The sequence below is a fragment of the Nitrincola salilacus genome, from assembly GCF_046271865.1.
Lineage (GTDB): Bacteria > Pseudomonadota > Gammaproteobacteria > Pseudomonadales > Balneatricaceae > Nitrincola > Nitrincola salilacus.
The window spans coordinates 1,172,569-1,197,833 of sequence record NZ_CP176580.1 but is presented as its reverse complement, the minus strand read 5'-3'; the positions used below and the strand labels follow the sequence as shown (position 1 = coordinate 1,197,833).

General features: G+C 52.4%; 26 protein-coding genes. 13 read left to right on the top strand and 13 right to left on the bottom strand.

The features are described 5' to 3' along the window. Nucleotides 1–113: 113 nt before the first annotated feature. The 3 genes from ACK3CJ_RS05575 to ACK3CJ_RS05565 form a co-directional block, all read right to left on the bottom strand. The gene (locus ACK3CJ_RS05575; RefSeq protein WP_409525443.1) at nt 114–1,691 is read right to left on the bottom strand and encodes a hypothetical protein; all 1,578 of its coding nucleotides are present in this window, start codon (nt 1,689–1,691) and stop codon (nt 114–116) included. Between the two features lie 153 nt (nt 1,692–1,844). After that, a complete protein-coding gene (locus ACK3CJ_RS05570) occupies nt 1,845–3,071 on the bottom strand; it encodes an argininosuccinate synthase (RefSeq protein ID WP_409525442.1) in 1,227 nt (408 codons plus the stop codon). A 173-nt stretch (nt 3,072–3,244) separates the two neighbouring features. Further along, the gene (locus tag ACK3CJ_RS05565) at nt 3,245–4,105 is read right to left on the bottom strand and encodes a flagellar protein MotY (protein ID WP_409525440.1); all 861 of its coding nucleotides are present in this window, start codon (nt 4,103–4,105) and stop codon (nt 3,245–3,247) included. Between the two features lie 206 nt (nt 4,106–4,311). On the opposite strand from ACK3CJ_RS05565, the gene rnt reads away from it, so the two are divergent. Beyond that, complete coding sequence (rnt, locus tag ACK3CJ_RS05560; protein WP_409526552.1) at nt 4,312–4,932, top strand: ribonuclease T; 621 nt, start codon at nt 4,312–4,314, stop codon at nt 4,930–4,932. Nucleotides 4,933–4,992: 60 nt separating this feature from the next. On the opposite strand, the gene ACK3CJ_RS05555 is transcribed toward rnt, so the two are convergent. After that, entirely contained in the window at nt 4,993–5,961 is a 969-nt protein-coding gene (locus ACK3CJ_RS05555; protein ID WP_409525439.1) for a quinone oxidoreductase family protein, read from the bottom strand. A 130-nt stretch (nt 5,962–6,091) separates the two neighbouring features. Here ACK3CJ_RS05555 and ACK3CJ_RS05550 point away from each other — a divergent pair, with 130 nt between their 5' ends. Then, nucleotides 6,092–6,985, top strand: a complete 894-nt coding sequence (locus ACK3CJ_RS05550) for a LysR family transcriptional regulator (protein WP_409525438.1) — start codon at nt 6,092–6,094, stop codon at nt 6,983–6,985. Between the two features lie 51 nt (nt 6,986–7,036). On the opposite strand, the gene rarD is transcribed toward ACK3CJ_RS05550, so the two are convergent. The 3 genes from rarD to grxD form a co-directional block, all read right to left on the bottom strand. Beyond that, nucleotides 7,037–7,942: an EamA family transporter RarD gene (gene rarD / locus ACK3CJ_RS05545; protein WP_409525437.1), complete on the bottom strand. Its 906-nt coding sequence runs from the start codon at nt 7,940–7,942 to the stop codon at nt 7,037–7,039. Nucleotides 7,943–8,150: 208 nt separating this feature from the next. Further along, complete coding sequence (locus tag ACK3CJ_RS05540; protein WP_409525436.1) at nt 8,151–8,753, bottom strand: peroxiredoxin; 603 nt, start codon at nt 8,751–8,753, stop codon at nt 8,151–8,153. Nucleotides 8,754–8,871: 118 nt separating this feature from the next. Further along, nucleotides 8,872–9,210, bottom strand: coding sequence for a Grx4 family monothiol glutaredoxin (gene grxD / locus ACK3CJ_RS05535; RefSeq protein WP_409525435.1), 339 nt, complete (start codon nt 9,208–9,210; stop codon nt 8,872–8,874). A 332-nt stretch (nt 9,211–9,542) separates the two neighbouring features. On the opposite strand from grxD, the gene ACK3CJ_RS05530 reads away from it, so the two are divergent. Together ACK3CJ_RS05530 and argF are read left to right on the top strand one after the other, a co-directional pair. Next, nucleotides 9,543–10,736 (top strand): aspartate aminotransferase family protein, encoded by a 1,194-nt coding sequence (locus ACK3CJ_RS05530; RefSeq protein WP_409525434.1) that lies wholly within the window; start codon nt 9,543–9,545, stop codon nt 10,734–10,736. Between the two features lie 76 nt (nt 10,737–10,812). Next, on the top strand, nt 10,813–11,718 hold the full coding sequence (argF, locus tag ACK3CJ_RS05525) for an ornithine carbamoyltransferase (RefSeq protein WP_409525433.1): 906 nt from the start codon (nt 10,813–10,815) through the stop codon (nt 11,716–11,718). A 200-nt stretch (nt 11,719–11,918) separates the two neighbouring features. Here the strand turns inward: argF and gap are convergent, their stop codons facing one another. Further along, entirely contained in the window at nt 11,919–12,929 is a 1,011-nt protein-coding gene (gene gap, locus ACK3CJ_RS05520; RefSeq protein ID WP_409525432.1) for a type I glyceraldehyde-3-phosphate dehydrogenase, read from the bottom strand. A gap of 329 nt (nt 12,930–13,258) precedes the next feature. Between gap and ACK3CJ_RS05515 the strand changes: the two genes are divergently transcribed. From ACK3CJ_RS05515 to ACK3CJ_RS05505, 3 genes are all read left to right on the top strand, one after another. Continuing rightward, complete coding sequence (locus tag ACK3CJ_RS05515; RefSeq protein ID WP_409525431.1) at nt 13,259–14,173, top strand: LysR family transcriptional regulator; 915 nt, start codon at nt 13,259–13,261, stop codon at nt 14,171–14,173. A 107-nt stretch (nt 14,174–14,280) separates the two neighbouring features. Beyond that, on the top strand, nt 14,281–15,630 hold the full coding sequence (locus ACK3CJ_RS05510) for a class II 3-deoxy-7-phosphoheptulonate synthase (RefSeq protein WP_409525430.1): 1,350 nt from the start codon (nt 14,281–14,283) through the stop codon (nt 15,628–15,630). A 143-nt stretch (nt 15,631–15,773) separates the two neighbouring features. Then, a complete protein-coding gene (locus ACK3CJ_RS05505; RefSeq protein ID WP_409525429.1) occupies nt 15,774–16,844 on the top strand; it encodes a DUF3549 family protein in 1,071 nt (356 codons plus the stop codon). Here the strand turns inward: ACK3CJ_RS05505 and ACK3CJ_RS05500 are convergent. The 5 genes from ACK3CJ_RS05500 to ACK3CJ_RS05480 all read right to left on the bottom strand — a co-directional run bounded on the left by ACK3CJ_RS05500 (nt 16,827) and on the right by ACK3CJ_RS05480 (nt 20,389). Then, complete coding sequence (locus tag ACK3CJ_RS05500) at nt 16,827–17,642, bottom strand: replication protein P (protein WP_409525427.1); 816 nt, start codon at nt 17,640–17,642, stop codon at nt 16,827–16,829. The genes ACK3CJ_RS05505 and ACK3CJ_RS05500 overlap by 18 nt on opposite strands. Then, entirely contained in the window at nt 17,560–18,555 is a 996-nt protein-coding gene (locus ACK3CJ_RS05495) for a DnaT-like ssDNA-binding domain-containing protein (RefSeq protein ID WP_409525426.1), read from the bottom strand. The genes ACK3CJ_RS05500 and ACK3CJ_RS05495 overlap by 83 nt, the downstream gene beginning before the upstream one ends. Before the next feature lie 47 nt (nt 18,556–18,602). After that, complete coding sequence (locus ACK3CJ_RS05490) at nt 18,603–19,016, bottom strand: CBS domain-containing protein (protein WP_409525425.1); 414 nt, start codon at nt 19,014–19,016, stop codon at nt 18,603–18,605. A 107-nt stretch (nt 19,017–19,123) separates the two neighbouring features. After that, a complete protein-coding gene (gene purU, locus ACK3CJ_RS05485) occupies nt 19,124–19,978 on the bottom strand; it encodes a formyltetrahydrofolate deformylase (protein ID WP_409525424.1) in 855 nt (284 codons plus the stop codon). A 60-nt stretch (nt 19,979–20,038) separates the two neighbouring features. Next, a complete protein-coding gene (locus ACK3CJ_RS05480) occupies nt 20,039–20,389 on the bottom strand; it encodes a 4a-hydroxytetrahydrobiopterin dehydratase (RefSeq protein ID WP_409525423.1) in 351 nt (116 codons plus the stop codon). A 235-nt stretch (nt 20,390–20,624) separates the two neighbouring features. Between ACK3CJ_RS05480 and napE the strand changes: the two genes are divergently transcribed. The 6 genes from napE to ACK3CJ_RS05450 are packed head-to-tail and all read left to right on the top strand — an operon-like array spanning nt 20,625 to nt 25,178. After that, the gene (gene napE, locus ACK3CJ_RS05475) at nt 20,625–20,798 is read left to right on the top strand and encodes a periplasmic nitrate reductase, NapE protein (RefSeq protein WP_409525422.1); all 174 of its coding nucleotides are present in this window, start codon (nt 20,625–20,627) and stop codon (nt 20,796–20,798) included. A 15-nt stretch (nt 20,799–20,813) separates the two neighbouring features. Further along, a complete protein-coding gene (gene napF / locus ACK3CJ_RS05470; protein ID WP_409525421.1) occupies nt 20,814–21,296 on the top strand; it encodes a ferredoxin-type protein NapF in 483 nt (160 codons plus the stop codon). Beyond that, nucleotides 21,286–21,588 (top strand): chaperone NapD, encoded by a 303-nt coding sequence (locus ACK3CJ_RS05465; RefSeq protein WP_409525420.1) that lies wholly within the window; start codon nt 21,286–21,288, stop codon nt 21,586–21,588. Before napF ends, ACK3CJ_RS05465 begins: the two co-directional genes overlap by 11 nt. After that, on the top strand, nt 21,585–24,089 hold the full coding sequence (napA, locus tag ACK3CJ_RS05460; protein ID WP_409525419.1) for a nitrate reductase catalytic subunit NapA: 2,505 nt from the start codon (nt 21,585–21,587) through the stop codon (nt 24,087–24,089). The genes ACK3CJ_RS05465 and napA overlap by 4 nt, the downstream gene beginning before the upstream one ends. A 13-nt stretch (nt 24,090–24,102) precedes the next feature. Continuing rightward, nucleotides 24,103–24,591 (top strand): nitrate reductase cytochrome c-type subunit, encoded by a 489-nt coding sequence (locus ACK3CJ_RS05455; RefSeq protein ID WP_409525418.1) that lies wholly within the window; start codon nt 24,103–24,105, stop codon nt 24,589–24,591. Then, complete coding sequence (locus ACK3CJ_RS05450; protein ID WP_409525417.1) at nt 24,588–25,178, top strand: NapC/NirT family cytochrome c; 591 nt, start codon at nt 24,588–24,590, stop codon at nt 25,176–25,178. Before ACK3CJ_RS05455 ends, ACK3CJ_RS05450 begins: the two co-directional genes overlap by 4 nt. Nucleotides 25,179–25,265: the final 87 nt, after the last annotated feature.

The following is a 25,265-nucleotide window of genomic DNA, read 5'->3' as shown; positions in this document are numbered from 1 at the left end:
CCACCCCTTCGATGCACGCCTGTGCACGGGGTACAGCGTCATCCTGACATAAACAAAAAAAGGGCTACAAGCCCTGCAACCCTCAGGTGAAAATTTTATCTACCCCTACCGCGTTATGCAATCTCTGCCGGTCGCAACTGTAACGCAAAACGCTCAGCGAGAGTCTGATATCGCTGCAACTGCCGCGCGCTCAGCGCTCCGAAGTTAATCCCCGTCACAACACGGGCACAGTTGGCCAACACATCAGTATCGGTATCCGAGTTGGATTTCAACAACTCAAGCCCAGCATGCAGCAGGTTCAGCGCTACTGCAATATTATCCGGCGCCAAACTGTAGGCATACTTGAACTGCTTGAACGCCTCAGCCAGATCACGACTGCGAAACCCCATCAGCCCGCGCATATTGGCGCGCCCCCACTCCATGGTGGTCAACTGGCGCGCGACATCCTGCTTATGCTGCTTACAGACGATATCCTGCGTCGTTTTCTCCAATCCATCCACCAGCAGATCCATACACTCCGCCTGCATGGACAGATCCAAGCGCTCGAAAAGCCGTACTGCCTCAGAGGCGACCAGATCCGAGCTTTTGTGCTCGCCTTTGCTACGATATATTTCAGACGCCAACAAACGGGTCTTGAAACGAATCGCCAGATTATCCACAAAGTCATGTCGCGCCAACTCCAGCATCCTGACCGCATCCGCCACCAGAGTCGAATTATCGACTTTGGACTCCTCCACCTGCTTCATCAGCACACGCACATAGCCCATATAGTACTCTGCACACTGGAATGGAGAGTAGCGTGCATACTCAATTGCTGCACGATATCCATCCGCCGCCATGCGCCACTCTGATGAGAAGGCCGCCATACTCGCCAACTCCGACTGCAGCAAGGGCACAGTTGGCTGCAGCATCACTGCCTTACGCAGAAGAGTCAGAGCCTGGTTACGCTCGCCCATCAGCCAATGCAGACGAGCCATCCAGGTAAACGCCTCAACACACACCTGCTGCTGATCGATCACCCCCTGCATCTCGTCGCGACAGCGTTGATAATTACCTGTATGAAAACTGCAGATACCTATCGCCACCCTGACCCAAGGCTTATCATGAACACGTACCATCTCCTCAAACAGACTCAGTGCCGCTGCATAATCCTTTTTCTCCAGCAGAATCATTCCCTTCAAGCGTTGTAACTGCCCCTGCAACCCCGGAAACTGCTTTGCTATTCTGTCACAGCACTCATAGCTTTCCTGCAGTTTACCGGTATCCAGAAGCTGCTCGGCGGGTTTTAGATAAGACTTTGCACGCAGCAGTTTTTCGATCCGTGTGCGGATCCTCACGGAATCATAGGGTTTGGAGATATAGCCATCGGGGGAGTTTTCGGGCGAACCGAAGAGCAGCTCAGAGCGCTCAGGATCAATGACAAGAACGAAACAGGTAGAGAACTGGCGCCGTTCGGCAGCATGAAGCTCCTGCAGCACCTGCAGGCCATTTTTTTCGCGCGAACCCAGATCGTAAGCGATGAAACAGAGATCAATAACGGTAGAGGTCAGAACACTGACAGCCATATTGACAGACGATGCAACCTGAATATCCACAAAGCCGTAACCACTCAGCATCACCCTGAGTTCTTCCAACTGCTCCAGATTCTTCTCGACTATCAGTACCGACTGCTCGGCAAAGGTATTGGTCATAACTCCAACCTGAACGTGACTGCAACGCCCCCTGATCTCAGGTTGTTCAAAAGTAGCATGAAAATCAGAGCACTAGCCAGTTTATACCGGCATCGGACTGAAATAACAAACCCCGCATAGAGCGGGGCTTGTTTCAGAACAGGCAGCGCCTGATCAATCATCCAGCAGATTACGCCCTTTGCTGGCCGCAATACGCATGCGCAGTGCATTCAGCTTGATGAAACCCTCGGCATCCTTCTGATTGTAGGAGCCTGCATCATCTTCAAAGGTAGCAATGCTTTCATCAAACAGACTGTCATCGGAACGACGACCCACTGCAGACACTCCACCTTTATAAAGCTTAACGCGCACTTCGCCATTCACATGACGCTGGCTGAAGTCGATCATCTGCTGCATCATCTTGCGCTCTTCAGACCACCAGAAGCCGTTATAAATCATTTCAGCATAACGTGGCATCAGAGAGTCTTTGAGATGCGCTACTTCGCGATCCAGAGTCAGGGACTCAATCGCACGATGCGCCTTCATCATGATGGTGCCGCCCGGCGTTTCATAGCAGCCGCGTGACTTCATGCCGACAAAACGGTTTTCGACGATATCCAGACGGCCAACACCATTGGCACCACCAATGCGGTTCAATGTTTCCAGCACGGTAGCCGGGCTCATCTGCTCGCCATCGATCGCAACGATATCACCCTTGCTGTAAGTCAGTACCAGATAGGTCGGCTCATCAGGCGCTGCTTCAGGGCTGACGCTCCAGCGCCACATCTCTTCTTCAGCTTCTGCCCAGGGATCTTCCAGAATGCCGCCTTCGTAAGAGATATGCAGCAGGTTGGCATCCATGGAGTAAGGTGATTTCTTTTTCTTGCCAGCGAAATCAACCGGAATATTGCGCTCTTCGCAATATTGCATCAGTTTTTCACGCGAGGTCAGATCCCATTCACGCCAGGGCGCAATCACCTTGACACCAGGCTTGAGTGCATAAGCACCCAGCTCGAAACGAACCTGATCATTCCCCTTGCCGGTAGCACCATGAGAGATGGCATCTGCGCCGGTCTCGTTGGCGATCTCGATCAGACGCTTGGCGATCAGAGGGCGCGCAATTGATGTACCCAGCAGATACTCGCCTTCATAGATGGTGTTGGCACGGAACATCGGGAACACATAATCGCGCACGAACTCTTCGCGCAGATCCTCGATGTAGATCTCCTTGACACCCAGCGCCTGAGCTTTGGTACGCGCAGGCTCAACCTCTTCACCCTGACCTATGTCAGCCGTAAAGGTTACCACTTCGCAATTATAGGTATCCTGCAACCAACGCACGATTACAGAAGTATCCAGGCCGCCGGAATACGCCAACACGACCTTTTTAATTTCGGACATAGAATGCTCCAGATCACTGAAACCGGCTAACCTGTCCGGGAGCCGGTCGTCTGAGTTACTAAACTCTGATTGTTTAATACTGATTGTTTAATACTGATTGCTAATACTGATTGCTAATACTGATTTACGACAAACAAGTCGGGAATTTTAACAGAAAGCACGCAAACACGCTTCTATTCACGCTCAAGGCGTATGGTAACACGTCGATTTCTGGTCCTGTTGTCCGGCGTATTATTTGCCACGACCGGATAACGCTCACCATGATAACGGGTAATGATCATAGATTCATCAATACCCTGCTGCAACAGGTAATTGGTGACCTCTTCTGCACGTCGTTTGGACAGATCGCGGTTCAGCAGGCGCCTGCCGACATTATCACTATGACCATCCACATAGATGGTAGTGACCGTATCATCATGCTGAACATACTGCACAATCAGATCCAGACGATCTCTGGTGGCATCTGACAACATGATCTGAGCAGATGGAAACAGCACGGCGGTCCGGGCAATCTGTCGATAGTTGACCGGCAACAGCTGAGCCACACAGTCCATATAGTCACTGTAGGCCGATTTGAAGTTGACTGATGAGATACCCACACTGACCGGCTGGGCCGACTGATACCAGTTCTGACCACTGAAAGTTGGGCTCATCCCCCGGTAAAGCGCCGACATCATCTGTGTTGCACCAGCACCATTGATCCGAACACGGCCCGACTGCACAGACATCTCGCCAAGCATTTCCGGTGCAATTCCAGGCTGCCAGGCAGGCGCCTCGGCGATCAGTCTCACGGTACCTTCAATCTGTTGCTGCTGGGTGGGTACCAGATTGAAATTCAGCGTTTCACCCGCTTCGTGCTCAAATATGGCATAACCGAATGCGGGAATCTGATGCATCATCCGGCACTCGAAGTGAGACACTTCTATCTCCCAGCGGGTATCATCAATGGGCGCACGGAAAGTGGCAGCACCCGCCGCCTGAAAAGACAGAAGAGTCGCACCAGCCATTAACCGGAAGAACCACAGTTTCGTCATAGTATGCGCACTTATACTCACAGCCTTGGCAATCACAGCCCTGGAAACTCTTGAGCCATCCATTGAACTATCCACGAACTATCGGCCGAACCGCCAAATCCTTTAGATCCGGTTTTGAATGCCGCCCGGCAACTGTTACAATATTGGCCACTCTTTCACCTGCTTTTTAAGGATTACGTTTGACTCCCACAGACGGATTTAGCCTGATGGCCGACCGCTTTCGCGGTTATCTCCCTGTCGTTGTTGATGTCGAAACCGCCGGTTTCAACGCCACTACCGATGCTCTGCTTGAAATTGCCGCCGTCACCCTGACCATGGATGAGACAGGCTATCTTCTGGTCGACCAGAGCTACAGCGCCAATATCAAACCATTTCCCGGTGCTAACCTGGAACCATCAGCACTCGCATTCACCGGCATCAATCCTGATGACCCTGCGCGCAATGCGATCGACGAAGCCACCGCACTGGAGTCCATTTTCAAGCCGATCCGCAAAGCAATCAAGTCCAACGGCTGCAAGCGCGCCGTACTGGTCGGCCATAACGCCTCATTCGATCATGGCTTTGTCAATCGGGCAACCGAGCGCTGCCAGATCAAACGCAACCCCTTTCATCCCTTCTCCACCTTTGACACCGCCACGCTGGCTGGTCTGGCATTCGGACAGACCGTTTTGGCCAAGGCCTGCGACGTCGCTGGTATCGAATTCGACAACAAACTGGCCCATTCAGCACTCTATGATACACTGAAAACAGCTGAACTCTTCTGCCTGATTGTTAATCGCTGGAAAGACCTGGGCGGGTGGGATCTGGTCTTGCAAACGCGAGACTGATCAAGACAACGGCGAGCAGCTGCGGCTTGTGCACTTCGGGGCTATAAACCAACTGCCTCCTCATTCGGGTATCAGTATCAGAGCCCCTGAAGTCTTGCGAGACTCAAGGTCCATGTGGGCCTGCGCTGCTTCTTTGAGTGAGTAGCGACTGATATTATCGGTCCTGATTATGCCTTTCTCAATCTTGTCAAATACCGCAGCAGCACCGGCTTCCAGCTCCTTTCGTACGGCAGTGTAGTGAGCAATGGATGGCCGTGTAAGGAAAATGGAGCCTTTGGCGCCCAGCAAAGATACATCAAGCGCGGGGGCGGGTCCCGATGCTGCACCGAAACTCACCAATGTCCCCCTTACTTTCACGCAGTCAAGAGAGCCCATAAAAGTATCCTGCCCCACAGAGTCATAGACAACGTCTGCACCTTTGCCACCCGTGATTTCACGAACCCGTTCGACAAAGCTTTCTTGACTGTAGTTGATGACATGATGGCAGCCATTTTCCTTCGCTATTCTGGCTTTATCTTCAGTACTGACAGTACCGATTACATTGGCACCGATATGGCTCAACCACTGGCAAGCAATTTGACCCACACCTCCAGCAACAGCATGAAACAACACAGTATCTCCGGCCTTTACCGAATAGCACCGAGTGATCAGATATTCTGCCGTCAAACCCTTAAAAATCAGCGCTGCCGCAATATCACTTCGAACTGCATCAGGAATTTTCACAACGCGTGCGGCGGGAAGTAACCGTGAAGTCGAGTAAGCACCAGGAGGGCCTCCCACATAAGCGACGCGATCACCTACCGAGAGACCTGACACATCAGCACCGACAGCCTCAATTATACCCGCCCCCTCTATACCCAGCCCACTGGGTAGTGACAGCGGCGCAGCGAATGTACCTGTTCTGTGATAAATATCGATGTAGTTTACCCCGATCGCTTCGTGGCGTAGCAGAACCTGTCCGTTACCCGGTTCTGGCAGCTCAACCTCTTTCCACTGAAGAACATCCGGGCCCCCGAACCTCTCAAACATGTATGCGCACGACTTGACTGACATAATAAATTCCCAGATATTGGCTGTTAGACATCAATTCACTCTATCGAGTGACAATCGAACTGAAAACAGACAAATTTCAAAAACAGGATTTCAAATCTGGAAAGATATGAAATGGGATGATCTTAGATATTTCTTATCCGTCGCACGAACCGGAAGCCTGACCGAATCGGCGAAAGTTCTACGTGTGAGCCCTTCGACAGTTTCCAGACGAGTCAGCGAGCTCGAACAAGATATTGGATCCGAGCTATTCATACACTCCAAAGAAGGATATGAACTGAATGAGTCCGGCCTGAGCCTGTTGCCTTTAGCAGAACAGGCAGAAGCACACTTAATGCGACTGGAGAGAAATGCAACACTCAAGAAAGATGAAATATCCGGTGTCGTGCGTATAGCATTGCCGGAGCTGTTAGGTCAGTACCTGATAATACCTCGCCTGAAGCACCTTGCTCAAAAGTACCCAAATATACAGCTGGAGATATTAGCCGATGTCCGATCATCCAGGCTAACACGAGGGGATGCTGATCTGTTGGTACGCCTCAGCCGTCCGTCACATGGTGATTATACCGTTCAAAAGTTAGGCCACATATCTCAGGGGCTTTACGCTGCAACGGATTATATAAAGGAAATGGGTATGCCCACTCAGACAGCTGGCCTGGCAGGTCATCGGATCATTTCCTGGGATACCGAGCTGTCCTATTTACCCTTGGCTCAATTCATGGAAGATCGCCCGAAAAATCCTAAACCCTATATACGCGCAGGCAACTTCAACACTCAACTGCAAGCAGTAAAATCTGGAATCGGCATATCAGCTTTACCAAAATTCATTGCAGAGTCTTCGGGACTGAGACGAGTGTTTGAAGAGGAAGACTTTTTAGACTCAGAGATATGGCTCATTAAAAATGCCACATCACGAAAATTACCCCATGTGAATATTGTTGCCGAATGGATAAGTGACGTTATGCATGAAAACGCCCATCTTTTGCACTGCACGCAAAAGTAAACAAAGAAAGTGGTTTGGTGACCTTATTCCTGAATATGGCCACCTGTAGCTTTACTTAAGCAGCTTCTGCTGCTTTCGTAAACCGCGTACCCCTTCAAGGATCAACACCAGCACAGCCAACCAGATGGCGATATAGGTCGGCCATTCGGCAGGCGTTATAGCTTCGCCTAACAAAAAAGCCACCAACAACAGCAACACAGGCTCGACATATATCAACAACCCAAACAGGCTCAGATTTAAATGCGGGGCCGACAGCGCCTGAAAAGCCAGCGCCAGTGCACTGATCAAACCCAACCCCAACACCAGCCACAGCAGATGCAGGCTGCTGTCCAGCTCAGAGACCACCTGACCGCCCTGGATGATAAAAAACAGACTCACCGGCAGGCTCAGCGCCATATCGACCCACAGGCCACCAATATTGTTCGTGTCTGTTTTACGCCGTAGCCAGAAGTATCCCGGGTAACCCAGACACACGACCAGCGTCGGCCAGGTCAGAGTTTGAGAGAGCGCCAGCTGATTCAGAATACCCAACACCGCAAAAAAGCAGGCCAGTTGCTGAAAGCGTGACATGCGATCATTGAAGGCGATGCGCCCGATGATCACCATGGTGATGGGCAGAATAAAATAACCGAGCGAGACCGCCAAGCCATAGCCATTAACCGGTGCCCACATGAATAGCCACAACTGCACACCCAACAAAAATGAGGATACCAACCGGGTGGCCCAGAAATAACGCTCGCGATACAGGCGTTGATAAATACTGACTACCTGCGGCCAGTAGCCTCTGAGCAGAATAAACAGCGTCAGACAGGGGAAGGTCAGAAATATACGCCAGCCATAGATCTCCTCACCTCCCAGCGCCGTGAGCAGGGCGGTATAGGCAAACATCAACGCGAAGAACACTGACGCAATCACATTCAATGCGACGCCAAGCGCAGTATTAGGAGCTGTGTACATAATAGGTTACTGGTGAAATTATCCGGAAGCCGTATTTTATTACGTCAGCCTTGATAAAGATGCCACATTTCCATCAGAGGCATGAGAATTTTTCTCACATATTTATCCTGACTGGGATGCTATGTAGCGCGTGGTTGATAAAAGTATAAGTTCCGGACAAAAAAAACCGCTGTCTTGCAGCGGTTTTTTTTGTTCAGTCGACAGGCTGTTACAGCTTGTCAGCAGACTCAGACAGGTACTTGGCAACACCTACAGGTGATGCGTCCATGCCCTGGTCGCCTTTATTCCAGCCAGCTGGGCAGACTTCGCCGTGCTCTTCATGGAACTGCAGCGCATCAACCAGACGCACCAGCTCGTCAATGTTACGACCCAGTGGCAGGTCGTTGACGATCTGTGCACGCACAACGCCTTTGTCGTCGATCAGGAAGGCGCCACGGAAAGCAACACCGGCTTCTGCTTCAACATCATATGCTTTGCAGATTTCATGTTTGACGTCGGCAACCAGTGTGTATTTGACTGGACCGATACCACCCTGGTTAACAGGGGTGTTACGCCATGCGTTGTGAGTGAACTGCGAATCGATAGAGACCCCGATCACTTCCACACCACGCTCTTTGAATGCATCCATACGGTGATCCAGTGCGATCAGCTCGGACGGGCAAACAAAGGTGAAATCCAGTGGGTAGAAAAACACCAGAGAATAACGACCTTCAGTTTCCTGTTTCAGATTGAAGGTATCAACAATGGAACCATCGCCCAGAACCGCCGCAGCAGTAAAATCTGGTGCTTGCTTACCAACAAGTACTCCCATTTTCATTTCTCCATAATTAATGATTTTCAGGGTTTAGAAAGTTTTGCCAAAAAACTTCAGCAAAATAAGAACACCCAGCCCTGCATGCATATGCCTGGCTGGGTGTTGAAGTATCAGATCACTCTGCTGGCTTATCAGCTGTTGCCTGAACGGCAGCCTTGATCAGAGTTTCCAGCTCACCGCTTTCGCTCATTTCGCTGATGATGTCGCATCCGCCTACCAACTCACCGTTTACCCAGAGTTGCGGGAAGGTGGGCCAATTGGCATATTTTGGCAGCTCGGCACGAATGTCCGGATGCTCCAGAATATTCACAAACGCAAAACGCTCGCCACAAGCCATGATCGCTTCAGTCGCACGAGCAGAAAAACCACACTGCGGGAAGCGAGGCGTACCTTTCATGTAAAGCAGTATCGGGTTCTCGCCAATCTGCTCCTTGATAGTATCAACAACACTCATTTAAGCACCTTTCATCAGTCATGTTAGCCTCGGCTCCCGGCCGGGGAACCTATGAAGTATACCATATCCGACAGTTTTGCTCAGGTAACTGTTTTGCTCAGATTGCTGTTAAACATAGTTAGCATTATTAATCTGGCAACTGCCCTGTGACAGGCTCACCTCAGAACATCTCGAATAGATCCTTAGACATACTATGGCGCCAGAAATTTACATTTCAACCATGTCCGGTTTAATCTTATGGTTATAATTGATTAAAAACAGTCCAGACAATAGAATGTTCCTCTGTCTGGCAGCCTTGGCTGCCTTTTTGCGTTTGCAGGGAGAGTAAAAACATGGCCATGCAGCCACTGATGAATACTTATAACCGGCTCTCGGTCGCATTCGATCACGGTAAGGGTGTCTGGATCCACGATACGGATGGACACAAATATCTGGATGCGCTGAGCGGTATTGCTGTCACTGGGCTTGGTCACGCTCACCCTGCCGTCACGCAAGCGATCTGCGACCAGGCTGGTAAGCTGATTCACTGCTCCAACATCTATACTATCCCTCTGCAGCAGCAACTGGCCGAAAAGCTGACTAACGTGTCTGGCATGGACAATGTCTTTTTCTGCAACTCCGGTGCCGAAGCCAATGAAGCGGCGATCAAACTGGCACGCAAGCATGGCCACACCAAAGGGATCGACAAACCGGCCATCATTGTCATGGAGAACTCTTTCCACGGCCGCACTCTGGCTACCTTGAGCGCTACAGGCAACAGATCTATTCAGGCTGGCTTTGAGCCTCTGGTCAGTGGCTTTGTTCGGGCACCCTTCAATGATCTGGACGCCATTGAACAGATAGCACGTCATAACAACGACGTAGCTGCGATTCTGGTTGAGCCGATCCAGGGCGAAGGTGGCATTCATATGTCAGCTCCCGGTTATCTGGAAGCACTGCGCAAGATCTGTGATGACAAAGGCTGGCTGCTGATGCTGGATGAGGTCCAGACAGGTAATGGTCGTACCGGGCAGTATTTTGCTTACCAGCATACATCGATCATGCCGGACGTTGTCACCACAGCAAAAGGCCTCGGCAACGGCATGCCCATTGGTGCCTGCCTTGCTAAAGGCGCTGCGGCCAGTCTGTTCGGCCCCGGCAATCATGGCTCCACCTACGGCGGCAACCCGCTTGCATGTGCTGCGGCCCTGGCTGTGATCGATACAATTGAAAAGGATTCGCTGCTGACCCATGCAGCTTCTCTCGGGCAGTATATTCTGGATGGCTTCCACATTGAGCTGGCCAACACACCTTATGTCCGTGAAATTCGCGGTAAAGGGCTGATGATCGGCATAGAACTGACCGAAGCCGGCACCGAACTTGCCGTACTGGCTAAGGTGAAAGGCATATTGCTTAACATCACAGGTGGTGGCAAGGTTATCCGTCTTCTGCCACCACTGATCATGACGCAGGCAGAAGCCGATCTGATGATCCACACGATTTCGCAGCTGATCCGCGTTTATGCCGGTGATGAGCGCGACAGTTGATCAAGAACAACTGAAGCAGAGCAGTATTTCAAAAACCTGACTGTTGGAGCCGACAGCCAAGCTGTCGGCAGAGTTTATGACTATAAGACATTTTCTGACCCTGAAGGATCTGACATCCGATGAGCTGAGCACCCTGATCGCTCGCGCCATTGAACTCAAGCAGATGCGCAATCGTGGCGAACTTTATGAGCCGCTGAAAAACCGTGTCATGGCGATGATATTTGAGAAAGCGTCCACCCGAACCCGTGTATCCTTTGAGGCCGGTATGGCTCAGTTCGGTGGCCATGCCATGTTCCTCTCTTCGCGTGACACTCAGCTAGGGCGCGGTGAACCGGTCGAAGATACGGCACGCGTGATCTCCAGCATGGTCGACATTGTCATGATTCGAACCTTCAGCCATGAGTCTGTCGAGACCTTTGCCAACAACTCCCGCGTACCGGTGATCAACGCGCTGACCGACAGTTTCCACCCCTGTCAATTGCTGGCGGATATGCAGACCTGGCACGAGAAGCGCGGCAGCATTCAGGGCAAGACCGTTGTCTGGATCGGCGATGGCAATAATATGTGCAACTCTTACATCAATGCCGCAGAACAGTTCGATTTCAAACTGCGCGTGGCCTGTCCGAAAGGTTTTGAGCCGGATGCCGACATTGTTGCGGCCAGCGACGGTAGAGTCACCGTACTCGAAAACCCACAGGAAGCAGTCACCGGCAGTGATCTGGTGGTTACGGATGTCTGGGCATCAATGGGGCAGGAGGAGGAGCAGCGGGAACGCCTGCGCGCGTTTACCGGCTACCAGGTGACACCCGAACTGATGGATCTGGCTAATAGCGATGCACTGTTCATGCACTGCCTGCCGGCACATCGTGGCGAAGAGGTCAGCGCCTCCATGATGGATGATCCCCGCTGCGTGGCTTTTGATGAAGCGGAAAACCGCCTGCATGCACAAAAAGCTCTGATCGAGTTTCTGCTGGTTCCGTAACTTAAGCCCGTGACTTAAGCTCCGTAATTTAAGCCCCGTGACTTCGCAGCAGATTCCGGAGGTCTTGGGTGAGTGTATGCCGCAGGGACGCGGCATTCAAGCCTGCAGGGACGCATTCACGGCGTCTCACCCAAGGCCTTCGGGATAGGCCTGCACATACAGGCAGTTGCCAGTGAGATCACGGATCCAGATAACAGTCCTCACTCTGCCAGCGCCAAAGCGACCGCCGTATCCAGCATGCGATTGGAAAACCCCCACTCATTGTCATACCAGCTGCACACCTTAACCAGCCTGCCCATCACCCGGGTCAACGTGGAATCATAGATACTGGAAGCGCAGGTATGGTTGAAATCGATACTGACCAAAGGCAGCGTCGAATACTCCAACACCCCTTTCAATACCCCTTCACTGGCCTCTCTCAATAAGCTGTTAACCTCCTCGACCGATGTATCCCGACTGGCGACAAAGGAAAGATCCACCATCGAAACATTAATGGTAGGCACCCTGATCGCATAACCATCGAGCTTGCCATCCAGCTCGGGTAACACCAGACCTACCGCAGCGGCAGCACCTGTCTTGGTCGGAATCATGCTCATGGTTGCACTGCGCGCACGCCGGATATCTTTGTGATATACGTCGGTCAGATTCTGATCATTGGTATAGGCATGCACCGTGGTCATCAGGCCGCTCTCCACCCCTATGCCGTCATGCAGAGGTTTGATCAGCGGGGCAAGGCAGTTGGTGGTGCAGCTTGCATTGGAGATGATGCGGTCACTGGCTTTCAGGATATGATGATTAATACCGTAAACAACCGTTGCATCCATCCCCTTGCCGCCCGGCGCCGACAGAATCACCTTGCCGGCACCCGCCTCCAGATGCTTGGCTGCACCCTCTCGACTGTTGAATCGTCCGGTGCACTCCAGCACGATATCCACCCCCAACTCTTTCCAGGGCAGCCTGGCAGGATCAGATTCCGCCAGCACCCGGATCGGATCACCATTGACCAGCAGGCCTGTATCAGTTGTCGTGACACTCGCCGGGAAGCGCCCATGCACAGTATCGTACTGAGTCAGCAGGGCATTGATCTCAATATCCCCGAGATCATTTACCGCCACTATATCGATATCGTGATGTTTGTTGCCTTCGTAGTGAGCCCTCAGAATATTACGCCCTATTCGACCATACCCATTGATTGCGACTCTGATAGCCATGATGCTTTCCTTCTTGTTACTACAGCAGGCAGAAACCATTCTGCCATTTATGAAGCTCTTGATACTTCAGTATAGACAAGATAACTGAGCTAAATGTTCGTCCAGATCAAGTTCCTGATCTCGAGCATACTGAATGAGTTTCAGGCAGACGTGCTTTAAATCAAAATTTACACATACTCGCGTTATCCCAATCCCCTCGCTATACTTGGTAAACATTGTCACCGGAACCCCGATATTCATCTTTGGCACAACCAGTGGCGCAACCTGTCTCGTGACAAGTCTCATCGCCTGTCTCATACAAGCAGCGCAACGCATTCACCGGAGTGAGCATGGTAGAACTACGTCATCTGAAAACCCTGACGGCTCTGCGTGATGCCGGAAGCCTGGTCGAAGCTGCAGAGCGGATTCACCTGACTCAATCAGCACTGTCTCATCAGATCAAAGATCTGGAAGAGCGTCTGAACTGCTCCCTCTTCATTCGTAAAACCAAACCCATCTCTTTCACCAGCGCCGGGCAGCGATTACTGGCACTGGCAGATGATGTATTACCAATGATCAGAAGTGCTGAGCGTGATATTGCCAGACTTGCCGGCGGCGAAACCGGTCGGCTGAATATCTGTATTGAATGCCACAGCTGTTTCGACTGGTTGATGCCGACCATTGATCACTTTCGTCAGAACTGGCCGGAGGTTGAGCTGGATCTGTCGACCGGATTCAGCTTCCAACCACTACCGGCACTGATCAGAGGCGACCTGGATCTGGTGATCACATCCGATCCGGAGCCAAGATCCGGTATCAATTATGTACCGCTGTTCAGCTATGAATCGGTATTGGCGCTGAGCAGACATCACCGCCTTGCCCCTCGCAAAACCATACTGCCTGAAGATCTACAGCAGGAAATTCTGATCACTTATCCGATAGATCAATCGCGTCTTGACGTTTTCACACGTTTTCTGGATCCGGCCGGTGTTGAACCGATGCAAGTACGCACAGCCGAACTGACGGTTATGATCATGCAATTGGTGGCCAGTGGTCGCGGTGTTGCTGCACTTCCAAGCTGGGCTTTGCACGAGTACCTGGAGCGCGACTATATTGCAGCTCGTCAGTTGGGCGAACGCGGTCTTTGGTGCACACTTTATGCAGCGATGCGTGAGGAGCATACGAATGCTGAGTTCATGGCCGACTTTATCAATACGGCCAAAGAGATCACCTTCCGTAACCTGACAGGCATCAAATCTGCATGAGCTGAGGCCAATCAGGGAAATCCTGCCTTGTTTCTTTGCCATAAAGCCTTAAACTATCTGCCTTTGACTATTTTTTTCACACTTTTTAAACAACGCAGACGAGTCTAATGGAACACTGGAGTTCAAGCAGCTGGAGAAGTAAACCTATCGTCCAGCAACCGGCTTATCCCCAACTGGATGAGCTGATTCAGGTTGAGCAAACCCTGAGCCAACTACCCCCTCTGGTCTTTGCCGGTGAGATACGCTCACTGACGCAGGATCTTGCTTCGGTTGCCGCCGGAAAATCCTTTCTGCTACAAGGTGGTGATTGCGCCGAGAGCTTTGCCGAATTTAATGCCAACAAAATTCGCAATACCTTTCAGGTGCTGCTCCAGATGGCCGTTGTACTGACCTTTGCCGGCAGTTGCCCGGTGGTCAAGATCGGTCGCATTGCCGGTCAGTTCGCCAAGCCACGCACAACCGATACCGAGATCATCAATGGTGTCGAGCTGCCAAGCTACCGTGGCGATATCATCAACGACATAGGCTTCACTGCCGAATCGCGCACACCCGACCCTAAACGTCTGCTGGCGGCTTACCATCAGTCAGCCTCCACTCTGAACCTGTTACGCGCCTTTGCCACCGGTGGCCTGGCAGATCTGCACAAGGTGCATCAGTGGAACCTCGGCTTTGTGCGTAAGAGCCCACAGGGCGAGAAGTACCAGCATCTGGCTCAGCAGATCGATCAGGCACTCGCGTTTATGGAGTCCTGTGGTATCAATTCAGCCAGCGCACCCCAACTGCGTGAAACGGTTCTGTATACCTCGCATGAAGCCCTGCTATTGCATTACGAACAGGCCCTGACCCGTCAGGACAGCCTGACCGGCGACTGGTATGACTGCTCGGCACATATGCTGTGGATCGGTGATCGTACGCGGCAGCCGGATCATGCCCATGTCGAATTTCTGCGCGGCGTGCACAACCCGATCGGTATCAAAATCGGTCCCAGCACCAAAATTGATGACCTGCGACGCCTGCTGAACATTCTGAATCCAGACAACAAACCCGGTCGCATCACATTGATCGCGCGCATGGGTGCCGAGAAGATCACTGAGTTGTTGCCACCGATCGTGCGTGCTGTAAAAGCAGAAGGGCACTCAGTGGTGTGGAGCTCTGATCCGATGCATGGCAACATCATCAAAGCCTCCAGTGGTTATAAAACGCGTAGTGTCGATGCCATCCTGAATGAGATGAAAGGGTTCTTCGAAGTACACCGTGCCGAGGGAACTCATGCTGGGGGTGTACATTTCGAGATGACTGGTGAAGATGTAACCGAGTGTATCGGTGGTGCGTTCCAGATCACTGAAGATCGATTGGGTGATCGCTATCATACGCATTGTGATCCGCGTCTGAATGCTGACCAGTCGCTGGAACTGGCATTCCTGATCGCAGACACTCTGAAGAAAGCCAGAGGTTGAGCGAAGAGGCTCTGTGCCTGCGCCAGAAACGCTATGCACCATGAAGCCCTGATCCATCATGAATTGGATCAGGGCTTAGCTTCACCACTGATTAAGCTGATTGGCTTAAATTGATTGGCTTAAATTGATAAATAAAGGCCAGCATGACAGATTCCTCCCCCTCACTGACCCGTTTATTGCAGCACGCTGATAACCGCCTCCGCCTGTTTGATATGGGCAGAAGAGTCAGTAAACTCAGCGTGGATACCTTTGCTCGCATTGAGCAGAACGAGATCCCTTACCCTACCCCTTTTCTGCACCATGCCTGGATCGGTTTTCTGATCTGGAGTCCGGCACAAAAGGAACAGTGCCTGATCTGGTTCCTGAAGTTTCCATTGGATGAGCAAGGCTATCTGATTCAGGCAGCGCGTGATGATATGGTCAATCGCCTGTTGCAAAACGCGCTGAGCAATCAGGGTGAGCAACCTGTCGGCGATGCGCTGAAGGACAACCCCTTCGCCTTCACGCCGGATCAGGAGAAAATGGCCACGTTTCATGCTTTGGCCACCCGAACCACTGGCTCTGCGGCTTCGCAATACTATGAAGAGGTACAGCAGTATATCAGCGGCCAACGGCCCGATGACTACTGGCAGAATCTGGGTTTTCAGGGGATCGCAGATTTCACGGCAAGATTGGACAAGAGCGATAACGAAGCCAGCCTGTGCCGTGCGATAACTCGCTTACCCGAACCGCCGCTGCAGATCATTGCACGTTTGCTGGAACATGCGCAGCCGAGCCATGAGCTGGGTCGTGCACTGGCACACAGGCTGAACGTCCTGTTGAGTCAGGAGCAGCCCATACCTGAACTGGTTGCAGCGTTGATTCGTGGGCTATCCAACTGTCGCAGCCAGACTCTAACGCGTGAGGAAGTACAGAAAGTGCTGCAACACCCCTGCGCCAAAGAGCCTGAGGTGATCGCCGCAATAAGTTCACGTTGTACTGAGTGTCTACAGTATCCGGATATTCTGATGCTGTTTCTGGAACAACTGGCCAGTGGTAAAGCAGGTCAGACAGGATTCAGCAGGATCATCACAGATCTGATGTTCAGCCCTGTAATGCGGGCGCTGATCATGCAGGCGTTTCGCCATCCAGAGCGTAGTGAAGCACTGAGCCAGGCCATCGGGGAGATGTTTGGCTCAACGTTCTCAACGCCTGGTTCAGGCGTCGCTCACTGATGCCTCACCCGGCAAGGTGATACCCAGACCAAGGCTATCAGCTTTGGCCTGGCTCTGCTGGCGCAGCCGTTCGCGAATGCGAGTACCGCGGGGTTTGCTCATGTAATAAAGCAGACTGCAGGCCAGCTCATCTTCAAGGTCGTGATCCTTTGCAAACTGCTGAATAAAGAGCGCTGTGGTGCTGTCTTCTTTGTTTTCGAGTGCAACAGGAGCCGGTGGACGCAGATCCTCACCATGGCGCACCCGTCTGCACATGATCTCATAATGGTAGGTGAACAGTGGCAGCGTCTGTGATTCCTCTTCAGAGCGCAGCTGAAACCAACCTGTCTCGCGCCCGGCACAGTATACAGCCGGATGGCTCCAACGATGTTGTGCAGGGTGGTCAGCATGAAGGCAGGCCTCCTGATAAGCACGCCGCAGCCCCGGCAGCCCGAAGTCGCCATTCAGATCGCGAATAATCGCCAGAAACTCAGAAATGGTCGGCATCCAGGCAAGGGTTTCCTTGCAGCGATTCACCGCCAACACCAGTTCCGATTCACTGAAGCCAGCAAGGCTCAATGCCCATTCGCGCTTGGCAATGCGTATCTCGCTCTCGGTTTCAAAACAGCTTTTGAACTTATGCCCGTAGATCGCCATGAAGCGGGCAAATATCATATTCACATGCGCTTTGGTTTCAACTGAGATATTACCCTGTCGCGACTGCTGCTCAGCCGACTCACCAGTCGGTGTCCTTGAGGTCCATGATGGCTGCAGTAACCCGTTTTCGCTTGTCGCGAGTATCTCGCTGGGTGTTTTCATTGTTGATACCTGTTGAATTGCGTTCCTGCTCATAGCGCTGCTCTCTGGCATCACGTGTCTGTTTCTTCACCCATTCACGTTTAACCCATGCCAGGTATTTCTGATCCCAGTTGCTTTCACGACGATCTTTATCCAGCCAGTAGAGAACAAACTCATCCAGACAGTCCGCGGCAAAGGCTGCCGAGATCGCATGCCGTGGCAAGAGCTCATGAAAAGCTTCAGACGGCTGCCAGCCCAGATGCATCGATTGCAAACGCTGGTTGCGCTCTTCGTGCTGTTCGAAAATGTCCTGCAACTCATCTTTCTGACGCCGCCAGCCAAGACTGCCACCAAAGGTCGGTGCAGGCCCCTTTTGTCGCGCCAGGTTCGCCTGAGGCTGGGGCTGCTGTCGTGGTGGGGGGCGTTCAAACACCGGCAGCGTCTGCAAACCGGGATCGGCGACTGTTGTTGAAGCAGGTGCTGTTGAAGAAGACGTTGTTGAAGAAGACGTTGTTGAAGCAGCCCCGGCATCAGGACGTTCATTCATCCTATCCTGTCGGCTCGTCTGCATTGCCGGAGGCACCGAAACCGGACGAGATGGCTGAAAATCAGAGTCGGTCGGGGTTTGAACTGATTCAACCACGGGTTTCAACCGTATGGTCACAGTACCGGCCTGACCTGTTTGTATCTCCAACACACCCTGTCTGGCAAGGCTGTTCGCTGCAGCCATCTGACGCTGAGCATCCCAGAAATCGGCCAAAGATCGCCACTGCGGCTGAGACAGGGTCATGCTGGTTACAGAAAACTTATCCTGAATGCCGCCAATACTGGCCTGCTCTGTCAACTGGAACAACAACAGAGCTTCGTCACTTCCCAGCTTTCTCGCCAGCGAAGGATAGAAAAGCAGAGGCTTCTCCGGTAACAGGTTATTCATGGCAAGCCACTTCCAACATTACTGGGTATACGGGGGTGAAAAAAACCTCAACCATCTTTGGCAAAATCCTCGACTGCACGCAGCACGTCAGATCGACTGATCAAACCGACAAGTTTATCTCCCCTCACCACAGGTACACAGCGTCGGCCTCGATCGATCAGCATCTTGGAGACTGCGATGATGTCGGCATCATCCGGAACTGTATCGACATTCACCGTCATGTAATCACGGACATGACCGCCACTCCCCATCTCCTGCTCATGGTAGGTCTGTGACAGAATCGCACGCAGGCAGTCAACTTCCGACAACATTCCAACCAGATTGCCATTTGCGTCCACAACGGGTGAGCCGGAGAGCTTATACTCTCTGAGGCTTCTGATCGCACTGAAAAGATCAGTGTCGGGTTTGAAGGTAACCAATCTGGTAGCCATGTAATCCTGTGCTTTTACAGATCTGAGCATAATGTGCTCTCCTTCCGGCTGGTTTCTTTACAGTAAGTCTCTGGTTATCAGATCTCATCACCGCTGTATGTAAATATAGACCAAGCGTCGCCTCAGACCAGCAAAGATCATGCAAAAACAACGGTCTTGTTGCCATGCACCAACACTCGGTCCTCCAGGTGCCAGCGCAGCCCTCTGGCCAGTGCTGTTTTCTCAATATCGCGCCCGAGGCGAACCATCTCTTCAGGATGGTCACGATGACTGACCCGCGTCACATCCTGATCGATGATCGGTCCTGCATCAAGTTCTTCAGTGACATAATGACAGGTCGCACCGATCAATTTAACCCCACGTTCGTGCGCCTGATGATAGGGCTTGCCACCGGCAAATGAAGGCAAAAAACTGTGATGAATATTGATGATGCGGTGCGGATAGTGCTTACACAGATTCTGCGGCAGTATCTGCATGTAGCGCGCCAGTACCACAACATCGGCTTGATGCTCGGCGATCAATCGCTCCACCTGGTCAAAATGCGGCTGCTTGTCGGCAGGATCAACTGGCACATGAAAGAAGGGCACCCCATGCCACTCCACCATACTGCGCAATTTGTCATGATTGGATATGACACAGGGAATCTCACAGAACAGCTCGTCGCTATGGTATCGATACAGCAGATCTGCCAGGCAGTGAGCCTCACGGCTTGCCATCAGCACCACCCGTTTGGGCTTGCTGGAGTCGGAAATATTCCACTCCATACTGAAGGAACGAGCGATCGGATCAAACGCCTCCTTCAACGCCTCAAATGAAAACGGAATAGATGATGCACTGATCTCCACTCGCATGAAAAAGTGGTTAGTAGTTGGGTCCGAGTGCTGATTGGCATCGGCAATCGAGCCGCCATGACTGGAGATGAAGTTACTCACCATTGAGACAATACCCACCCGATCAGGGCAGGAGAGGACTAGCCGATATCTGCGTTCCATGGTTTCAATCTGATCCAGAGGCTGACAAAGACCGGAATTCTACCAGCATGTGAGTCAGGTCTACAGCTCCGATTCAGTCAAACCGGCATAGCGCTTTTCGGTTTCCGCCGCACAGATGAAGTCGCCCTGCTGCAGACCGCCTATCTTGTGCGTATACCAGATCACCTCAAGCCGCCCCCAGGCGGTCAGCAGATCGGGATGGTGGCCGACTGATTCGGCAAAGGTACCGATACGATTGGTGAAATCCAGTGCCCGGACAAAGTTTTTGAAGCGATAGACTCTATGCAGTTTCAACACCTCACCCTCCTGCTGCAACGCCCATTCAGGCAACTGTTGCAACTCGCGTTCGGCCTCCTCAATACTCAGGCGTGGCGCATCATCACGGCACAGATTACAGGCTTGCTTATTCATACTCACCTCAATAAAAAGGGTTCTCCGAGTTTTCCAAGTAAAGATCGATCAGATGAATTTTTCCTAACTCAATTTTTTAACTCAGCTTTCCATAATTCAACTTTCCATAACATTACTTACCATGACTCAAATCAATCATAGCAGTTGGCAAAAATTTCACCCGTCAACTACCCTACTTTCAAGTCAATAATAAAAATGTGTGTTTAAGCACATATAACATTGCCCAGGTGGATTTATGGAAGAACCCGATACCCTCCAACAGGAAGACAGAAAACGCCATGAGCTGCGACTTTTCCTCTTTCTGATAGTGTTTCTTTTCCCTCTGCTGACCTTTGCAGCCGTCGGTGGTTACGGTTTTCTGGTCTGGATGTCTCAACTGATCATGGGCCCTCCGGGACCACCGGTCTAAACACGGTACATACTCATGACTGTTTCCATCAGCAGACGCCAGCTTCTGAGGGGTGGACGCATGGCTCGTCCGGTCAGACGCCCTCCCTGGACCTCGAATGATCTTACCGATCAATGTACACGCTGTGACAAGTGCATCGCCGCCTGCCCTGAAAATGTTCTGTATCGGGGAGATGGCGGGTTTCCCGAGATAAGCTTCACCGATCGCGGCTGCACGTTATGCAGTGAGTGCGCCAGCGCTTGCCCTGAACCTATCTTCGATCTCAAGCGGATTGCGTTCAACTGGCAGGCCAGCATCAGTGACGGCTGTCTGGCCAATCAGAATGTGCACTGTCAGATCTGCCAGGATCAGTGTGAGGTTCGAGCGATCCGATTCACACCTCGTCTGCGCTCAGCGCCCTTGCCACTGATTGATACTGATGCTTGCACCGGATGTGGCAATTGTCTGCCGAACTGCCCATCGGGTGCCATTTCTCTGGAGGTTGAGAATGAGCACTGACACCCTTACAGAACTACACATTACAGAACTACACATTGCCAGCTTCGTGGCCCACGTCAGGCCCGAGTCATTGAAGGATTTTCTGAGCTGGACTCACGCACAGCCCGAACTTGAGGTACCTGCTCAGAACGAGCAGGGCAAGGTGATACTCGTTACCGAATGCACCAGCCAGCAAACCGTGCTGGCGACTATCGACAACATTGAGCAGCGGCCAGGGGTACTTGGCTGCACGCTGGTCTATCACGAGGTGATGGATCAGCAGGATGCGGACAAGATGGAGACCTCCCTATGAAAATGACTCGTCGACAATTTGCCAAGGCTAATGCTGGTCTGGCAGCAGCTGCCGCAGCCGGTCTTTCCATGCCAGCCAGCGCCAGCAACCTGATCACCAACATCGAGCTCACCTCTCTGAACTGGAACAAGGCCCCCTGCCGCTTTTGCGGGGTGGGCTGCAGCGTCATGGTTGCGACTCGGGACAATCAGATAGTCGCCACGCATGGGGATGTTAAATCAGAGGTCAACCGTGGCCTGAACTGCGTCAAGGGCTATTTTCTGTCCAAGATACTCTATGGCAGGGATCGTCTGACCAAGCCCCTGCTGCGCAAGCGCAATGGCATGTACGACAAGCAGGGTGATTTTGAAGAGGTCAGTTGGGATGAAGCGCTGGATATCATGGCCGAAAAATTCATCTCGGCGATCCAGACTCACGGCCCCGAAAGCGTCGCCATGTTCGGTTCCGGTCAGTGGACCATCTGGGAAGGCTATGCAGCCAACAAGCTTTTCAAGGCGGGCTTTCGCAGCAACAATATCGATCCCAATGCGCGCCATTGCATGGCATCGGCGGTCATGGGGTTCATGCGCACGTTCGGTTCGGATGAGCCGATGGGTGTCTATGATGATATCGAACATGCCGACGCCTTCGTGCTCTGGGGTTCGAATATGGCCGAAATGCATCCGATCCTCTGGACGCGCGTGACGGACCGTCGCCTCTCCTATCCGAACACCGAAGTCGCGGTGCTCTCGACCTATGAACACCGCTCTTTCGATCTTGCCGATATCGGCATGGTGATGAAGCCCAACGCTGATATCGTGATTCTCAACTATATCGCCAACCACATCATTCAATCGGGCAATGTGAACCAGGCGTTCGTCGAGCGGCATACCAACTTCTTCAGGGGTACGGATGATATCGGCTATGGCTTGCGTCCCGAGCATCCACTGCAGCAGGCCGCGCAGAATGCCGACAAAGCCAATAGTTGGACCGACATGACGTTTGATGAGTTTGCCGAGTTTGTCAGTGCCTACACACTGGAACGCGCCTCGTCTGAGTCCGGTGTGTCACAAACCAGTTTGCAACGACTTGCAGAGATCTATGCCGATCCTGATAAAAAAGTGATGTCCTTCTGGACTATGGGGGTCAATCAGCACACCCGTGGAGTATGGGTTAACAACCTGATCTATAACCTGCACCTGCTAACCGGCAAAATCTCCACGCCCGGCAACAGCCCCTTCTCGCTGACCGGTCAGCCATCGGCCTGTGGTACTGCCCGCGAGGTTGGCACCTTCGCTCACCGTCTGCCGGCCGACATGGTGGTGATGAATCCGGAACACCGTGCTAAAGCTGAAGCTATCTGGCGCGTGCCACCTGGCACCATTCAGGAAAAACCCGGTTTTCATGCGGTTCTGCAAAGCCGCAAACTGAAGGACGGCGATATCAAGGTCTACTGGACACAGGTCACCAACAATGTTCAGGCTGGCCCCAATGTGATGGAGGAGATACTGCCGGGATGGCGCAACCCTGAAGCCTTCGTCATCGTCTCGGATATCTATCCGACCGTGTCGGCCCAGGCAGCCGATCTGATTCTGCCGGCTGCAGGCTGGGTGGAAAAAGAGGGTGCCTACGGTAATGCCGAGCGCAGAACCCAGTTCTGGCATCAATTGGTCAATGCCCCCGGTGACGCCCGCTCCGACCTCTGGCAGACAGTGGCACTGTCGCAGCGGATTCGCACGGATGATGTCTGGTCTGAAGAGTTTCTCAACAGCGCCCCCGAGTTCAGAGGCAAAACCCTGTTCGAAGTGCTGTTCCAGAACGGCAATGTGGATCGTTATCCACTGGAGGATATGCGTGAGGGCTATCCGAATCAGGAGTCTACCGATTTTGGCTTCTACATACAGAAAGGGATGTTTCAGGAGTATCGTGAATTCGGCAAAGGTAAAGGCAAGGATCTGGCCGACTTCGATGTTTACCACAGCAACCGAGGACTGCGCTGGCCAGTGGTGGATGGTAAGGAAACACTCTGGCGCTATAAAGAGGGACTTGATCCTTATGTTGAAGCGGGCACCGACTTTCAGTTCTACGGTATTCCCGACAAGCGTGCCCGCATCTTTGCGGTGCCAGACGAGCCCCCTGCCGAATCACCGGATTCAGAATATCCCTTCTGGCTCTGCACCGGACGCGTGCTGGAGCACTGGCATACTGGCAGCATGACGCGCCGGGTCAGTGAGCTGCATAAGGCCGTACCTGAGGCTCTGGTATACATGCATCCTGACGATGCCGCTGCCAATGGCTGGCGACGGGGCAGTGAGATCAAGATCATCAGCCGTCGTGGCGAGATACAGGCAAGGATTGAAACACGCGGTCGCGTTCGCACCCCACAGGGTTTGATCTATGTGCCGTTCTTTGATGCCACCAAGCTGATCAACAAGGTCGTGCTGGATGCAACCGACCCCATCTCATTGCAGACGGATTTCAAGAAATGTGCGGTTCGCCTGGAACTGGTCAGTCTGGCATAAAGGAGTTCTGACGATGAAACTATCACTACTGCTGACACTGCTGTTTTTCAGCCTGAGCCTGCACGCAGAGGCACCGGATCTCAACGCCAGTGCTCCTGATGGCCTGCGCAAGGGCGGCACACTGGGCCAGACGCTGAGTGCCCCACCCATTTCCGGAGACCCCAGAGACACTGGCAGAGAGGTGCGCAACTATCCCGAACAGCCACCTGTGATTCCGCACAGTATCCGTGACTATCAGATCGACAAGCGCTTCAACCGCTGCCTTGACTGCCACAGCACCAGTGCTGCCCCGGCAGCCGGTGCGCCGATGGTGAGCATCACTCACTTCATGGATCGTGACTATCAGGTGCGTGCTGCTGTCACGCCTAATCGGTACTTCTGCACCCAGTGCCATGTACCACAAACCGACGCACAACCACTGGTGGAATCTCGCTTTCTGAACATGGATAAAGTACTGCAGCAAGAGGCTGCCAGGAGGCAGCAACAGGGAGGTACACAGTGAAAAGATGGCTGATCTATTACTGGACACTGCTGCGTCGACCCAGCGTTCACTTCAGTCTCGGTTTTCTGACGTTGAGTGGATTTCTGGCCGGGATCATCTTCTGGGGTGGTTTCAATACCGCCATGGAGGTGACCAACACCGAAAAGTTCTGCATCGCTTGTCATGAGATGCGTGACAATGTATTTGAGGAGCTGAAAACAACCATCCATTACTCCAACCGCTCCGGTGTTCGCGCCACCTGTTCCGACTGCCATGTCCCTCACAACTGGACGCATAAAGTCGGGCGCAAGATGGAAGCCTCCAAGGAGGTCTGGGGCTGGATCTTCGGCACCATCAACACGCCGGAAAAGTTTGAAGCAAAACGCAGGGAGTTGGCAGAGCGTGAATGGCATCGCCTGAAAGCCAATGATTCGCTGGAATGTCGCAACTGTCATGAGTTCAACTCAATGGACTTTACACGCCAGAACCCAAGAGCCAGCCGCGAGCACTCCACGGCGCTGGCCAGTGGTGAAAGCACCTGTATCGACTGTCATAAAGGGATCGCACACCAGTTGCCTGACATGTCGGGGGTTGTTTTCCGGCAATAAGCAGTCATTGCAGAGTCTTTGAATAGTCATTGAAGAGCCACTTGCGTCGGATCAACATCCTGTTACACGCTTTACGGCTACACTGTA